The following is a 14,264-nucleotide window of genomic DNA, read 5'->3' as shown; positions in this document are numbered from 1 at the left end:
GTCCCTCGTCGTTCGCCGCGCGCAGCTTTTTCACCTTGAAACTTTTTCGGGCGCCCCGCCTGGGGGCGCCGTATTTGGAACCGTCCGCATGAAAGCTTCCCGTTTCTTTATCGGCACCCTCAAAGAAGCACCGGCCGACGCAGAGATCGTCAGCCACAAGCTGATGGTGCGCGCCGGCATGATCCGTCGCGTCGCCGGCGGCATCTACAACTACCTGCCGGTCGGCCTGCGTTCGATTCGCAAGGTCGAGGCGATCGTGCGCGAGGAAATGAACCGGGCAGGCGCCATCGAGCTGCTGATGCCGGCCGTGCAACCGGCCGAGCTGTGGCAGGAATCGGGCCGCTGGGAGCAGTACGGCCCCGAGCTGCTGCGCTTCAAGGACCGCAAGGACAACGACTTCGTGATCGGGCCGACGCACGAGGAAGTCATCACCGACATCGCGCGCAACCAGATCAAGAGCTACCGGCAGATGCCGGTGAACTTCTACCAGATCCAGACGAAGTTCCGCGACGAGATCCGTCCGCGCTTCGGCGTGATGCGCGGCCGCGAGTTCATCATGAAGGACGCGTACTCGTTCGACAAGGACGCGGCCGGCCTGAACGAGTCGTATCGCAAGATGTACGACGCATACGTGCGCATCTTCACGCGCCTGGGCCTCGAGTTCCGCGCGGTTGCGGCCGACAGCGGCTCGATCGGCGGCAACTTCTCGCACGAGTTCCACGTGATCGCCGATACCGGCGAGGACGCGATCGCCTACTGCCCGACGTCCGACTTCGCGGCGAACGTCGAAGCGGCCGAAGCGCTGCCGCTGATCGCCGAACGCGCGGCACCCGCCGAAGCGATGGAAAAGGTCGCGACGCCCGGCAAGGCGAAGTGCGAGGCCGTCGCCGAGCTGCTGTCGATCCCGCTCGCGCGCACGATCAAGTCGATCGTGCTTGCCACCGACAACGAAGGCGCCGAGCCGACCATCTGGCTCGTGATGCTGCGCGGCGACCACGACCTGAACGAGATCAAGGTGTCGAAGCTGCCGGGGCTGAAGAACCACCGCTTCGCGACCGAGCAGGAAATCGTCGAGTGGTTCGGCACGCCGCCGGGCTACCTCGGCCCGGTCGGCACGAAGAAGCCGGTGAAGGTGATCGCCGATCGCACGGTCGCGAACATGAGCGACTTCGTCGTCGGCGCGAACGAGGTCGACTATCACATCGCGGGCGTGAACTGGGGCCGCGACCTGCCGGAGCCGGACGTCGCCGACGTGCGCAACGTGAAGAAGGGCGATCCGTCGCCGGACGGCAAGGGTGAGATCGACATCTGCCGCGGCATCGAAGTCGGCCACGTGTTCCAGCTCGGCACGAAGTACTCGGAAGCGATGGGCGCGACGTTCCTCGACGAGTCGGGCAAGCCGCAGCCGATGCTGATGGGCTGCTACGGCGTCGGCGTCACGCGCATTCTCGGCGCGGCGATCGAACAGAACTTCGACGAGCGCGGCATCATCTGGCCCGAGTCGATCGCGCCGTTCGAAGTCGTGCTGTGCCCGATGGGCTACGATCGCAGCGACATGGTCCGCGAGGCCGCCGACAAGCTGTACGCGGAACTGGCCGCGGCCGGCATCGACGTGATCCTCGACGATCGCGGCGAGCGCCCGGGCGTGATGTTTGCCGACTGGGAACTGATCGGCGTGCCGCATCGCCTGGTGATCGGCGAGCGCGGCCTGAAGGAAGGCAAGATCGAGTATCAGGGCCGCCGCGACGCCGAGGCGACGCTGCTGCCGGCCGACGCGGCCGCGGCGACGGTGACGGAGAAGATCCGCGCCGCGCTCGCGCGCTAAGCGCTTCGACCGGAGGACACGGTGGAATACACCTTCCTGTCGGCCACCGTGCTCCTCGTGCTGATCACGGATCCGCTCGGCAACATCCCGCTGTTCATCACGGCGATGCGGGACGTGCCGCGCGAGCGACGCGTGAAGCTGATCCTGCGTGAAGTGGGGATCGCGTTCGTGATCCTGCTGTTCTTCATGGTGGTCGGCGACCGCTTCCTGCGGATGATGAACCTCACCGACCTGTCGCTGCGGCTCGGCGGCGGGATCGTGCTGTTCCTGATCGCGCTGCGGATGATCTTCCCGCATCCGGACGGCGCGCTCGGCAGCGATCCGCGCGCCGGCGGTGAACCGTTCATCGTGCCGCTCGCGATTCCCGCGCTCGCCGGGCCGTCCGCGCTCGCGACGGTGATGCTGCTGACGTCGCAGGCGCCGGGCAAGATGTTCGAGTGGGTCGGCGCGCTGACGGTCACGATGATCGTCTGCGCGATCACGCTGGTGCTGGCCGAACGGATCCAGCAGTGGCTCGGCGAACGGACCGTCGCCGCGTTCGAGCGGCTGATGGGTCTCGTGCTCGTCGCGATCTCCGTCGAGATGCTGCTCGCCGGCATCCGGGCGTTCGTGCACCAGCTGCAGATGTAACGCGTTGGTGCGTACCGACGAAAAAAAGCGGCGCTCCGGGTAACCGGAGCGCCGCTTTCCATTTATATAGCGGGCAGGGCGGCGATCAGACGTTCGCGGTCAGCGCACGGATCGTCGGCAGGTTGCGCCAGTAGCCCTTGGCGTCCATCCCGCAGCCGAACACGTAGCGGTCCGGCACCGAGAAGCCGCAGAAATCGGGATGCAGCGGTTTCGCCTTCGTGAGCGTCTTCTCGCACAGCACGGCGGACATGAAGCGCTTCGCGCCCATGTCGAGGATGCGGTCGCGGATCGCGGCCATCGTCTCGCCTTCGTCGAGGATGTCGTCGAGCACGAGCACGATGCGGTCCTTCACCGATTCGCGCGGCGCGACGCGCCAGTGCATCTCCGGGCTGCCCTGCGTCGTGTTGCGGTAGCGGGTCAGGTGGATGTAGTCGAATTCCAGCGGGAAATCGAGATGCGGCAGCAGCATCCCGGTAAACACCGCGGCGCCGCCCATCACCGAGAGGACGAGCGGGAACGCGTCGCCGATCTCGGCGCGGATCGCTTCGGCCATCCGGGCGATCGACGCGTTGACGGCGTCCGCCGAGACGATCTCTTCGGAGTGTTCGAAAATGTGGAGGGCTTCTTCGCGGTTCATGAGTTCTGGCGGGCAGTCGGTATACAAATAAGAATGAAGCAGAACGGGCGGCGCGCGCTACGGCAAAAACCCGCGCGCCGGCCGACGGGCGGAATCAGCGCATGCCGGGCATCATGCCCTTCAGGCCGCGCATCATCTTCTGCATGTTGCCGCCCTTCAGCTTCTTCATCATCGTACGCATCTGGTCGTACTGGTTCAGCATCCGGTTGACTTCCTGCACCGGCACGCCCGCGCCGGCTGCAATGCGGCGCTTGCGCGTCGCCTTGATGATTTCGGGTTTGGCGCGCTCGGCGGGCGTCATCGAGCTGATGATCCCTTCCATGCGGCGGATCGACTTCTCGGCCTGGCCCATGTCGGCGCCGGCCGCCGCCTGCTGGAACTGCGCGGGCAGCTTGTCCATCAGCGACGACAGGCCGCCCATGTTCTTCATCTGCGAGATCTGCGCACGGAAATCGTTCAGGTCGAAGTCGCCGCCTTTCTTCACCTTGTCGGCGAGCTTCTGCGCAGCCTGCACGTCGACGCCGCGCTGGGCTTCCTCGACGAGCGCGAGGATGTCGCCCATGCCGAGGATCCGGTTCGCCATCCGGTCCGGGTGGAACACCTCGAGGCCGTCGAGCTTCTCGGCGACGCCGACGAACTTGATCGGCTTGCCCGTGATGTGGCGCACCGACAGCGCGGCACCGCCGCGCGAATCGCCGTCGAGCTTCGTCAGCACGACGCCGGTGAGCGGCAGCGTGTCGTTGAACGCCTTCGCGGTGTTGACCGCGTCCTGGCCGAGCATCGCGTCGACGACGAACAGCGTTTCGGCCGGCTTCAGCGTGCCGTGCAGCGCGGCGATTTCCTGCATCATCGCCTCGTCGATACCGAGGCGGCCGGCCGTGTCGACGATCAGCACGTCATGGTAGTGGCGCTTCGCCCAGTCGACGGCCGCGAGTGCGATGTCGACGGGCTTCTGGTCCGGCGTGGACGGGAAGAAATCGGCGCCGACCTGTTCGCTCACCGTTTTCAGCTGCATGATCGCGGCCGGGCGATACACGTCGCACGACACCGTCAGCACCTTCTTCTTGTACTTCTCGCGCAAGAGCTTCGCGAGCTTGCCGGCGGTCGTGGTCTTGCCGGCACCCTGCAGGCCGGCCATCAGGATCACGGCGGGCGGCGTGACCGCGAGGTTCAGCTCGGCGGCCTTGCCTTCGTAGTCGCCGCCGATCACGGCGGTCAGTTCCTTCTGGACCACGCCGACGAGCGCCTGGCCCGGCGACAGGCTGCTGATCACTTCCTCGCCGAGCGCCTTTTCCTTGACCTTGGCGATGAATTCGCGGACGACCGGCAGCGCGACGTCGGCTTCCAGCAGCGCGAGACGCACCTCGCGGAGCATCTCCTGGGTGTTCGCCTCGGTAAGCCGGGCCTCGCCGCGCAGCGTCTTGACGACGCGCGCCATCCGTTGAGTGAGATTGTCGAGCATGGGGAGCGATGGACAGTGGGGCCCGAAGGCGCAACGGAACCGTACAAAAGGGAGCCGTCGCGGGAAGGGGGCCTAGTGTAAACTTCGAACATGGATATTGTACTGTATGCCCTCACCGCATTCCTGTACGGCGGCCTCGCCGTCGCAGGCTGGCGCACGCACCGTCAGGGTGCGACGCCGCTCGTCGCGAGCGTGCCGGCCGTGCCGGTGCCGGCGTCCGCCGCGTCGGGAATGAGCGGCGCCGGCCGCGCGCTGCTGTTCGCGGCGCTCGTCGCGCACGGCGTGCTGCTGCACACGACGATCTTCCCGCACGACGCGATGGTTTTCGGCTTCGCGTTCGCGCTGTCCGCGATGTTCTGGCTCGGCGCCGGCATCTACTGGATCGAGAGCTTCTTCTTCCCGCTCGACAGCCTGCGCCTGCTCGTGCTGCCGCTCGCGTGCGGCGCGTCGCTGCTGCCGCTCGTGTTCGGCGGCGTGCGGGTGCTGCCTTATGCCGCAGCGCCGCTGTTCAAGATGCACTTCCTGATCGCGAACATCGCGTACGGCCTCTTCGCGATCGCCGCGCTGCATGCGGTGCTGATGCTGATGGTCGAGCGGCGCCTGCAGTCGCTGAGGAGCGGCGGGCGCGACGGCTCGACCGGCTGGATCGCGAGCTGGCTCGAAACGCTGCCGCCGTTGCTCACGCTCGAGAAGCTGCTGTTCCGCCTGATCGGCGCCGGCTTCGTGCTGCTGACGCTGACGCTCGCGTCGGGGATCCTGTTCAGCGAGCAGGTCGATGCACGCGCGCTGCGGCTCGATCACAAGACCGTGTTCGCGTTGCTGTCGTGGCTGATGTTCGGCGGCCTGCTGGTCGCCCACAAGACGTCGGGCTGGCGCGGGCGCGGCGCCGCGCGCTGGGTGCTCGTGTCGTTTGCCGCGCTGCTGCTCGCGTATGTCGGCAGCCGGTTTGTTCTCGAGGTGCTGCTGCACCGCTCCGTGGTTTGAACGCAGGTTTCCGATGCGACAGATTCTTCTCCTGATTCTTCTCTTCTTCGCGGGCTCGTGGCTCACGCGCAAGCTGCGCCAGGCCCAGGAGCATGCGCAGGCGCGCACCGGCCGCGGCTACGACGGCGCACCGGGTGCCGGCGCCGGGGCGGCACGCCCGAACGGCGACGCGCGCTCGCTGCCCGAACCGATGGTGCGTTGCGCCGAATGCGGCGTGCATACGCCGCAGGGCGACGCCGTCGCCGCGGGCGGCGAATACTTCTGCAGTACCGAGCACGCGCAGCGCCACGGCGCACACGCGAGCGGCCACGACGCCCGATGAGCGACGCAGCGCTGCTGTCGGTCGACGCGAACGGCTGGGTGCGCGAAGCGCGCCACGCGCCGTCGCCGAATTTCGAGGCGCGGCCCGCGGGCGCGGTGCCGACGCTCGTCGTCGTCCACAACATCAGCCTGCCGCCCGGCGAGTTCGGCGGCGATGCGATCGAGGCGCTGTTCCTGAATCGCCTCGATTGCGATACGCACCCCTATTACCAGCGCCACCTGCGCGACGTGCGCGTGTCCGCGCACTTCCTGATTCGCCGCGACGGTGAACTCGTGCAGTTCGTGTCGTGCGACGAGCGTGCATGGCATGCGGGCGCGTCCGAGTTCTTCGGCCGGCCGCGCTGCAACGACTTCTCGATCGGCATCGAGCTCGAAGGTGCGGACGACGTGCCGTTCGACGCGGCGCAGTACGCGACGCTCGGGGTGCTCGCACGCACGCTCGCCGCGCGCTATCCGATCGATGCGGTGGCCGGGCATTCCGACGTCGCGCCGGGCCGCAAGACCGACCCGGGTCCGCACTTCGATTGGCAACGCTTCGCGAGCGATGCCGGGTTTTCCGCCGAATACTTTCCTTTCCGTCAGCACTGAGCGCAGGGTTTTTGAGCCGGCGAAATTTTTTTTCCCGACCAATGCCTTGTCGCGTCTGCCCGTCCGGGCGGCCGGGTTGATGTCAATACCTCCGGCGAAAATTCTCCGTTTTGATGTCGCCGGAATGTCCACTATACTTGGTGCCAGTTGAGCGGTTCTGTACTAGATATAGTGTGTGTCGCAGGGGAAACCCGAGCGGCACCGGCCGGCGGGCAACGCCGGCGGCCAGGGTTCTCAGTGCGGCGCGCCAGGCCGGGCGGTCCGGGCGTCGCAATCAAGCGCAGCGAACTTCGACGGGGCAGCGTACACATGACGAAGCACACGACCGGATCGGTTGTCGCGCATCGACCGAACCGGCTTCCCCGACGCATCGCTCGCCTCTTACCGCTCGCGCATCCGATAGCGCAGCGTTCGTTTTAATCCGCGGTTCTCTCCGCACCATCCAACACCAGGAGCTTTGCACATGCAAACCACCGACAACGCGACGTCCCAGTACGAGAGCGCCTCGAGCCGTCCGCTCGGCGGGACCGAACAGGGCGCGCAGGCGCTCGCGCCGCAGGCCACGTTCGCCGACTACAAGGTGATCCGCCGCAACGGCAGCGTGGTGTCGTTCGAGCCTTCGAAGATCGCGATTGCGGTGACCAAGGCTTTCCTGGCCGTCAATGGCGGGCAGGGCGCGGCATCGGCACGCGTACGCGAACTCGTCGAGCAGCTCACGCACAACGTCGTGCGCGCGCTCGTGCGCAGCCGTCCGAACGGCGGTACGTTCCATATCGAAGACATCCAGGACCAGGTCGAACTCGCGCTGATGCGCGGCGGCGAGCACAACGTCGCGCGTGCGTACGTGCTGTATCGCGAGAAGCGTCACCTCGAGCGCCAGCATGCGGGCGAGGAAGCAGCGGCAGCGGGCGGTGAGTCGAGCACCGGCATCAACGTCGTCGACAACGGCGTCACGCGCCCGCTCGACCTGAACGCACTGCGCGCGCTGATCGTGTCGGCATGCGACGGTCTCGGCGCTGCGGTTAACCCTGACCCGATCGTCGCGGAAACGGTGAAGAACCTGTACGACGGCGTGCCGATGAGCCAGGTCTACGACTCGGCGATCCTCGCTGCGCGCACGATGATCGAAAAGGATCCGGCATACAGCCAGGTCACGGCCCGCATCCTGCTGCACACGATCCGTCGCGAGATCCTCGGCGAGGAAGTGGTCCAGGCCGAGATGTCGGCCCGCTACGCGGAATACTTCCCGCAGTTCCTGAAGCGCGGCGTCGACGCCGGCCTGCTCGACGACAAGCTGCTTCAGTTCGACCTGAAGCGTCTCGGCGAAGCGCTCGACGCGAACCGCGACCTGCAGTTCGGCTACCTCGGCCTGCAGACGCTGTACGACCGCTACTTCCTGCACGTCGACGGCAGCCGCATCGAAATGCCGCAGGCATTCTTCATGCGCGTCGCGATGGGCCTGTCGCTGAACGAGATCGACCGCGAAACGCGCGCGATCGAGTTCTACAACGTGCTGTCGAGCTTCGACTTCATGAGCTCGACGCCGACGTTGTTCAACTCGGGCACGCACCGCTCGCAGCTGTCGTCGTGCTACCTGACGACGGTCGCGGACGATCTCGACGGCATCTATGAAGCGCTGAAGGAAAACGCGCTGCTGTCGAAGTTCGCCGGCGGTCTCGGCAACGACTGGACCCGCGTGCGCGCACTCGGCTCGCATATCAAGGGCACGAACGGCAAGTCGCAAGGCGTGGTCCCGTTCCTGAAGGTCGTCAACGACACGGCCGTCGCGGTCAACCAGGGCGGCAAGCGCAAGGGCGCGGTGTGCGCGTACCTCGAATCGTGGCACCTCGACATCGAGGAATTCCTCGAGCTGCGCAAGAACACCGGCGACGATCGCCGCCGTACGCACGACATGAACACGGCGAACTGGATTCCCGACCTGTTCATGAAGCGCGTGATGGAAGGCGCCGACTGGACGCTGTTCTCGCCGTCGACCTGCCCGGACCTGCACGACAAGTTCGGCGCGGAGTTCGAGAAGGCTTACACGGCTTACGAAGAGAAGGTCGCGCGCGGCGAGATCAAGCTGTTCAAGAAGATTCCGGCGCAGCAGCTCTGGCGCAAGATGCTCGGCATGCTGTTCGAGACGGGCCACCCGTGGATCACGTTCAAGGATCCGTGCAACGTGCGCTCGCCGCAGCAGCACGTCGGCGTCGTCCACTCGTCGAACCTGTGCACGGAAATCACGCTGAACACGAGCGACACCGAAATCGCGGTGTGCAACCTGGGCTCCGTGAACCTCGTCGCCCACCTGGTGAAGCAGGCCGACGGCAGCTACGCGCTCGACCACGACAAGCTGAAGCGCACGATCAGCGTCGCGATGCGCATGCTCGACAACGTGATCGACATCAACTACTACGCGGTGCCGAAGGCGCGTAACTCGAACCTGAAGCACCGTCCGGTCGGCATGGGCATCATGGGCTTCCAGGACTGCCTGCACCTGCTGCGCACGCCGTACGCGTCGGAAGCGGCGGTCGAGTTCGCCGATCGTTCGATGGAAGCGGTCTGCTACTACGCGTACTACGCGTCGACCGAGCTGGCCGAGGAACGCGGCCGCTACTCGAGCTACCGCGGCTCGCTGTGGGATCGGGGCATCCTCCCGCAGGACACGCTGAAGCTGCTGACGGAAGCGCGCGGCGGCTACGTCGAGGTCGACACGTCCGAGTCGCTCGACTGGACGACGCTGCGTTCGCGGATCGCGGCACACGGCATGCGCAACTCGAACTGCGTCGCGATCGCGCCGACGGCGACGATCTCGAACATCATCGGCGTGTCGGCATGCATCGAGCCGACCTTCCAGAACCTGTACGTGAAGTCGAACCTGTCGGGCGAATTCACGGTGGTCAACGAGTACCTCGTTCGCGACCTGAAGGAACGCGGCCTGTGGGACGAAGTGATGGTCGCCGACCTGAAGTACTTCGACGGCATGCTGTCGCGCATCGACCGTATCCCGGCCGACCTGCGCGCGATCTACGCGACCGCGTTCGAAGTCGACCCGACGTGGCTGGTCGAAGCGGCATCGCGTCGCCAGAAGTGGATCGACCAGGCGCAGTCGCTGAACATCTACATGGGCGGCGCGTCGGGCAAGAAGCTCGACGAGGTCTACAAGCTCGCCTGGTTGCGCGGTCTGAAGACGACCTACTACCTCCGCACGATGGCGGCGACGCACGTCGAGAAGTCGACGGTCGCACACGGCGCGCTGAACGCAGTGCCGACGAGCGGCGGCTCGAGCAGCGGCGGCGCGCAAGGCGCGGCAGGCGGCTTCGGTGCAGCGGGCGGCGCAGCGTCGTCGTCGGGCGCAGTCGACGCGGCACCGGCACTCGCGCCGGTTGAAGCGGACGGTCCGGTATGCACGATGCGCCCGGGCGATCCCGGCTTCGACGAGTGCGAAGCCTGCCAGTAACGCGGCGCGCATGACCTGAAGAAGGTTCGGGCGGCGCGCACGACAACCGATCGAGGTTGAAGTGTGCGCCGCTCTCAACTAAAAAAATGATAAGGAATCTGTAACGCGGCACTCGCGTTGCAGGCAGTGACAAGCGATCGAAACATCCCCGACGACGTCGCGTTTCGATCAGCGTTCGATGCGTCGAGCGCACCTCGCGATACACGTGCGACACGCGTCGCACGCTGCATGAACGACGATGCGTTGCTCAAAGTGTTGTATCGAGGTCGCAACGCGAATCGAAAAAAGGATTTTTCGTGAGCGAGCCCTTTTATCGCTCAGGAAAAGATGGTACAAACCGTTCTAAATTGATGGTGAGAATTTATGCTCAACTGGGATGACGAGAAGACTGCCGTAACCCCCGCGAGCGGAGCGCAGCAAAACGCGTTGCGCACCTCCGCAGGGATGGCTGTCGGAATGCAGGCTGCAACGCCTGCCGCCCATCAGGTCCGCGACATTTTCGAAGGCGATCTTGCGGTGCCGCCGCAAGCATCGGCTGTTCCCGCCGGCGGTTCGGAAGCGCGGGTCAACGTTGCAGACAAGCGCATCATCAACGGCCAGACTGACGTCAATCAGCTGGTGCCGTTCAAGTACAAGTGGGCGTGGGAAAAGTATCTGGCGGGTTGCGCGAACCACTGGATGCCGCAGGAAATCAACATGTCCCGCGACATCGCCCTGTGGAAGGATCCGAACGGTCTGACCGAGGACGAGCGCCGCATCGTCAAGCGCAACCTCGGCTTCTTCGTGACGGCCGATTCGCTCGCCGCGAACAACATCGTGCTCGGCACGTACCGCCACATCACGGCGCCCGAGTGCCGGCAGTTCCTGCTGCGCCAGGCGTTCGAAGAGGCGATCCACACGCACGCGTACCAATACATCGTCGAATCGCTCGGTCTCGACGAAGGCGAGATCTTCAACGCGTACCACGAGGTCACGTCGATCCGCGCGAAGGACGAATTCCTGATCCCGTTCATCCACACGCTGACGGACCCGGCCTTCAAGACCGGCACGCTCGAAGCGGATCAGAAGCTGCTGAAGTCGCTGATCGTGTTCGCCTGCATCATGGAAGGCCTGTTCTTCTATGTCGGCTTCACGCAGATCCTCGCGCTCGGCCGCCAGAACAAGATGACGGGTGCTGCAGAGCAATATCAGTACATCCTGCGTGACGAGTCGATGCACTGCAATTTCGGCATCGACCTGATCAACCAGATCAAGCTCGAGAACCCGCATCTCTGGACCGCGGAATTCCGCGCCGAGATCCGCGAGCTGTTCAAGCAGGCTGTCGAACTCGAATACCGCTACGCCGAGGACACGATGCCGCGCGGCGTGCTGGGTCTGAACGCGTCGATGTTCAAGAGCTATCTGCGCTTCATCAGCAACCGCCGTTGCCAGCAGATCGGCCTCGACCCGCTGTTCCCGAACGAGGAAAACCCGTTCCCGTGGATGAGCGAGATGATCGACCTGAAGAAGGAACGCAACTTCTTCGAGACGCGTGTGATCGAGTATCAGACGGGCGGCGCGCTGTCCTGGGAATAACCCGCAGCAGCGAACCCGTCACATGATGTGAGCAGCCGGCGGCCTCTCGGCCCCGGCCCAAGGTTTAGGAGCAAGAACGCCTGATGCAAAGCATGCCCGGTGCCTTAACGGCCCAACGACATGATCGGCACTTTGCGAACCCTTCAGTGGGATGGGCAAACTTCCCTCCGGAAAAAGCGGACGGCCGTGTGGCGGTCCGCTTGATCAAGCGATTAGGGGTGGCGGCGCGAGGCGCGCCGGCTACCGACTTGATTTGGCGCGCGAGGCCATGGGGTCACGCGCGCCATACCGTATTCATTAGCGTAAGCGCGTGGTATCCGCGTACGCCGATGAATAGCCCGCTTCGAAGCGCACGTCCTGAACAGCGTCCGCGGGAAGCGGGTTTTGACGAAGGGTGTAGTTTGAACTGACTCTCATCTGAACCTGAAGGAGAACAACATGGCTACTGCCAAGAAGAAACCGGCTGCTAAGAAGGTTGCTGCCAAGAAGACCGTTGCGAAGAAGGCTGCTGCTCCGGCGAAGAAGGCCGCTGCGGTGAAGAAGGTTGCTGCGAAGAAGGTCGCGGTGAAGAAGGTTGCCGCGAAGAAGGCAGCACCGGCGAAGAAGGCTGCTGCGAAGAAGGTCGCGGCAAAGAAGGTCGCAACGAAGAAGGTTGCTGCGAAGAAAGTCGCGGTGAAGAAGGTTGCCGCGAAGAAGGCAGCACCGGCGAAGAAGGCCGCTGCGAAGAAGGTTGCAGCCAAGAAAGTCGCGGTGAAGAAGGTTGCTGCGAAGAAGGCAGCACCGGCGAAGAAGGCTGCTGCCAAGAAGGCCGCGCCGGCGAAGAAGGCTGCCGCCAAGAAGGCTGCGCCTGCGAAGAAGGCTGCTGCGAAGAAGGCTGCGCCTGCCAAGAAGGCTGCCCCTGCGAAGAAGGCTGCTGCTGCACCGAAGGCTGCCGCTGCTCCGAAGGCTGCCGCACCGGCGAAGAAGGCCGCTGCTCCGAAGAAGGCTGCTGCTCCGAAGAAGACCGTCGTGAAGAAGGCTGCACCGGCAACCACCGCGTCGACCGCATCGGTCGCGCCGGCATCGGGCGTGAAGACCGCGCTCAACCCGGCAGCGGCATGGCCGTTCCCGACCGGCAGCCGTCCGTAATCGCGGCTGACCAGCACTACCCGGACACTCACGCGGTGTCCGCGGGTTGAGTAGCGCTACTCAATCGATCCCGCCATCTGGCTCAGGTGGCGGGATTTTTTTCGTCCGTCTGCATCGATGGGCCGGCTGGCTGCCGGGCACGGACGAAAAAAAACGCATGTGCAGCTTCGCACATGCGTTCGACCGCGGCTCGCGCCGCGTGCTGAGGATGCTCGTTAGTGCGTGACGCGCGTGACGCCGCCGCTCGACAGCAGTCGCACCCGTTCGCCGGCGCGGAACACTTCGCCGCTCGCCGCCTGCGTGATCGAGCGCAGGTCGCCGTTGTCGAGGCGCACGGTGATTTCGACACCGTTCGCCGTGCTGAGGTTTTCGCCGACCGCGTTGCCTGCGACCGCGCCGACGAGACCGCCCGCGATGGCCGTCAGGATCGATCCCTTGCCGCCGCCGATCGCGCTGCCCGCGACTGCGCCGAGCGCGCCGCCGCCGAGCGTGCCGATCGCGCTGCCGCCGCCGTCGGACTGGATGCGCACCGCACGGACGCTTTCGACGGTGCCCATGCGCACGGTTTGTTCGCGCTGCGCCTGGCCGACGCTATAGACATCTGCCGAGCCCGGCGCCGTGAAGCAGCCGGCGAGCGTCAGCGTGGCCGTCAGCATGGCAGCGAGCGTGAGGGTTTTCCTGGTCAACATCTTTGCTCTCCCACGATATTCATTTGAGACTGTACCCGAAGGCAGCCTCGAAGCGCGCGTCGATTTCGGCGCGCGTCAGTGCGTAAGTTTGAGGCCCCTGGTGAGCGATCTTGATCGAGCCCATCAGGCTCGCGAGGCGGCCCGTGGTTGCCCAGTCGAGGCCATTCTCGATGCCGTACAGCAGGCCGCCCCGGAAGGCGTCGCCGCAGCCGGTCGGATCGACGACACGCTCGGCTTGCACGACCGGAATCTGTTCTTCGCCGTTTTTGTGAAGAATGGTTGCGCCGTGCTCGCCGCGCGTGATGATCAACGCCTGAACCCGGCTGGCGATTTCCTGTTCGGACCAGCCCGTCTTGTCGCTGACGAGCTTGCCCTCGTAGTCGTTGACCGCAACGAAGGTGGCGAGTTCAATGATGCGGCGCAGCGTCGCACCGTCGAACAGCGGCAGGCCCTGGCCAGGATCGAAGATGAACGGGATGCCGGCCTTCGCGAATTGCTCGGCGTGCTGGACCATCCCGTCGAAGCCGTCCGGCGCGACGATGCCGAGCTTCACGCCCGACACTTCGTCCGCGCGGTTCAGGTGCGACTGCATCATCGCCCCCGGGTGGAATGCGGTGATCTGGTTGTTCTCGAGATCGGTCGTGATCATCGCCTGCGCGGTGTGCGTTTCGGGCACCACGCGTATGCTGGCCTTCGACAGGCCGAGGCTGTCGAGACGCTCGAGATAGCGATCGGCGTCGTTCGCGCCGACCGTCGCCATGATGCGCGCGTCGCCGCCGAGCATGTGCAGCGCGTAGGCGATGTTCCCCGCGCAACCGCCGAATTCGCGACGCATCGTCGGCACGAGGAAGCTCACGTTCAGAAGGTGAACCTGGTCGGGCAGGATGTGCTCGCGAAACCGGCCTTCGAAGGTCATGATGTTGTCGTAGGCGAGCGAGCCGCAAATCAGCGTAGTCAAGGCGTGC

13 protein-coding genes are annotated in these 14,264 nt (G+C 65.2%); 9 read left to right on the top strand and 4 right to left on the bottom strand.

What is annotated here, in order from left to right; all coding sequences use genetic code 11:
- Positions 1 to 88 precede the first annotated feature (88 nt).
- On the top strand, positions 89 to 1,825 hold the full coding sequence (locus NQV17_RS03110; RefSeq protein ID WP_257768730.1) for a proline--tRNA ligase: 1,737 nt from the start codon (positions 89 to 91) through the stop codon (positions 1,823 to 1,825).
- 21 nt (positions 1,826 to 1,846) lie between these two features.
- Entirely contained in the window at positions 1,847 to 2,455 is a 609-nt protein-coding gene (locus NQV17_RS03105) for a MarC family protein (RefSeq protein ID WP_257768728.1), read from the top strand.
- A gap of 85 nt (positions 2,456 to 2,540) precedes the next feature.
- On the opposite strand, the gene NQV17_RS03100 is transcribed toward NQV17_RS03105, so the two are convergent.
- Both NQV17_RS03100 and ffh read right to left on the bottom strand, forming a co-directional pair.
- Positions 2,541 to 3,092 carry a hypoxanthine-guanine phosphoribosyltransferase gene (locus NQV17_RS03100; RefSeq protein ID WP_044844211.1) on the bottom strand — a complete coding sequence of 184 codons (552 nt, stop codon included), beginning with the start codon at positions 3,090 to 3,092 and terminating at the stop codon, positions 2,541 to 2,543.
- 94 nt (positions 3,093 to 3,186) lie between these two features.
- Positions 3,187 to 4,554, bottom strand: coding sequence for a signal recognition particle protein (gene ffh, locus NQV17_RS03095; protein ID WP_039317379.1), 1,368 nt, complete (start codon positions 4,552 to 4,554; stop codon positions 3,187 to 3,189).
- Between the two features lie 90 nt (positions 4,555 to 4,644).
- Here ffh and NQV17_RS03090 point away from each other — a divergent pair, with 90 nt between their 5' ends.
- The 7 genes from NQV17_RS03090 (at position 4,645) to NQV17_RS03060 (ending at position 12,610) form a co-directional block, all read left to right on the top strand.
- Positions 4,645 to 5,538 (top strand): inner membrane protein YpjD, encoded by an 894-nt coding sequence (locus tag NQV17_RS03090; RefSeq protein WP_257768724.1) that lies wholly within the window; start codon positions 4,645 to 4,647, stop codon positions 5,536 to 5,538.
- A 13-nt stretch (positions 5,539 to 5,551) separates the two neighbouring features.
- Entirely contained in the window at positions 5,552 to 5,860 is a 309-nt protein-coding gene (locus tag NQV17_RS03085) for a PP0621 family protein (RefSeq protein WP_257768722.1), read from the top strand.
- Positions 5,857 to 6,447 (top strand): 1,6-anhydro-N-acetylmuramyl-L-alanine amidase AmpD, encoded by a 591-nt coding sequence (gene ampD / locus NQV17_RS03080; protein ID WP_124488232.1) that lies wholly within the window; start codon positions 5,857 to 5,859, stop codon positions 6,445 to 6,447. The genes NQV17_RS03085 and ampD overlap by 4 nt, the downstream gene beginning before the upstream one ends.
- 463 nt (positions 6,448 to 6,910) lie before the next feature.
- Positions 6,911 to 9,907: a ribonucleoside-diphosphate reductase subunit alpha gene (locus tag NQV17_RS03075; protein WP_257768718.1), complete on the top strand. Its 2,997-nt coding sequence runs from the start codon at positions 6,911 to 6,913 to the stop codon at positions 9,905 to 9,907.
- 363 nt (positions 9,908 to 10,270) lie between these two features.
- Entirely contained in the window at positions 10,271 to 11,482 is a 1,212-nt protein-coding gene (locus NQV17_RS03070; protein WP_044844206.1) for a ribonucleotide-diphosphate reductase subunit beta, read from the top strand.
- 83 nt (positions 11,483 to 11,565) lie between these two features.
- Complete coding sequence (locus NQV17_RS03065; protein WP_082088468.1) at positions 11,566 to 11,892, top strand: hypothetical protein; 327 nt, start codon at positions 11,566 to 11,568, stop codon at positions 11,890 to 11,892.
- A gap of 28 nt (positions 11,893 to 11,920) precedes the next feature.
- The gene (locus NQV17_RS03060; RefSeq protein WP_257768714.1) at positions 11,921 to 12,610 is read left to right on the top strand and encodes a histone H1-like DNA-binding protein; all 690 of its coding nucleotides are present in this window, start codon (positions 11,921 to 11,923) and stop codon (positions 12,608 to 12,610) included.
- Between the two features lie 215 nt (positions 12,611 to 12,825).
- Here the strand turns inward: NQV17_RS03060 and NQV17_RS03055 are convergent, their stop codons facing one another.
- Together NQV17_RS03055 and NQV17_RS03050 are read right to left on the bottom strand one after the other, a co-directional pair.
- Positions 12,826 to 13,299 carry a glycine zipper 2TM domain-containing protein gene (locus NQV17_RS03055; protein ID WP_257768712.1) on the bottom strand — a complete coding sequence of 158 codons (474 nt, stop codon included), beginning with the start codon at positions 13,297 to 13,299 and terminating at the stop codon, positions 12,826 to 12,828.
- Positions 13,300 to 13,318: 19 nt separating this feature from the next.
- Positions 13,319 to 14,257, bottom strand: a complete 939-nt coding sequence (locus NQV17_RS03050; RefSeq protein ID WP_257768710.1) for a carbohydrate kinase family protein — start codon at positions 14,255 to 14,257, stop codon at positions 13,319 to 13,321.
- Positions 14,258 to 14,264: the final 7 nt, after the last annotated feature.

The organism is Burkholderia sp. SCN-KJ (assembly GCF_024656005.1).
Lineage (GTDB): Bacteria > Pseudomonadota > Gammaproteobacteria > Burkholderiales > Burkholderiaceae > Burkholderia.
Note: the sequence above shows the minus strand (reverse complement) of the source record. Positions and strands in the feature narration are given on the sequence as shown.

Excerpts from the sequence above, each read along its gene's own strand:
- NQV17_RS03070 (WP_044844206.1), top strand. The coding sequence starts at position 10,271 with ATGCTCAACTGGGATGACGAGAAGACTGCCGTAACCCCCGCGAGCGGA.
- ampD (WP_124488232.1), top strand. The coding sequence starts at position 5,857 with ATGAGCGACGCAGCGCTGCTGTCGGTCGACGCGAACGGCTGGGTGCGC.
- ffh (WP_039317379.1), bottom strand. The coding sequence starts at position 4,554 with ATGCTCGACAATCTCACTCAACGGATGGCGCGCGTCGTCAAGACGCTG.
- NQV17_RS03065 (WP_082088468.1), top strand. The coding sequence starts at position 11,566 with ATGCAAAGCATGCCCGGTGCCTTAACGGCCCAACGACATGATCGGCAC.
- NQV17_RS03090 (WP_257768724.1), top strand. The coding sequence starts at position 4,645 with ATGGATATTGTACTGTATGCCCTCACCGCATTCCTGTACGGCGGCCTC.
- NQV17_RS03075 (WP_257768718.1), top strand. The coding sequence starts at position 6,911 with ATGCAAACCACCGACAACGCGACGTCCCAGTACGAGAGCGCCTCGAGC.
- NQV17_RS03060 (WP_257768714.1), top strand. The coding sequence starts at position 11,921 with ATGGCTACTGCCAAGAAGAAACCGGCTGCTAAGAAGGTTGCTGCCAAG.
- NQV17_RS03055 (WP_257768712.1), bottom strand. The coding sequence starts at position 13,299 with ATGTTGACCAGGAAAACCCTCACGCTCGCTGCCATGCTGACGGCCACG.
- NQV17_RS03085 (WP_257768722.1), top strand. The coding sequence starts at position 5,552 with ATGCGACAGATTCTTCTCCTGATTCTTCTCTTCTTCGCGGGCTCGTGG.
- NQV17_RS03110 (WP_257768730.1), top strand. The coding sequence starts at position 89 with ATGAAAGCTTCCCGTTTCTTTATCGGCACCCTCAAAGAAGCACCGGCC.
- NQV17_RS03100 (WP_044844211.1), bottom strand. The coding sequence starts at position 3,092 with ATGAACCGCGAAGAAGCCCTCCACATTTTCGAACACTCCGAAGAGATC.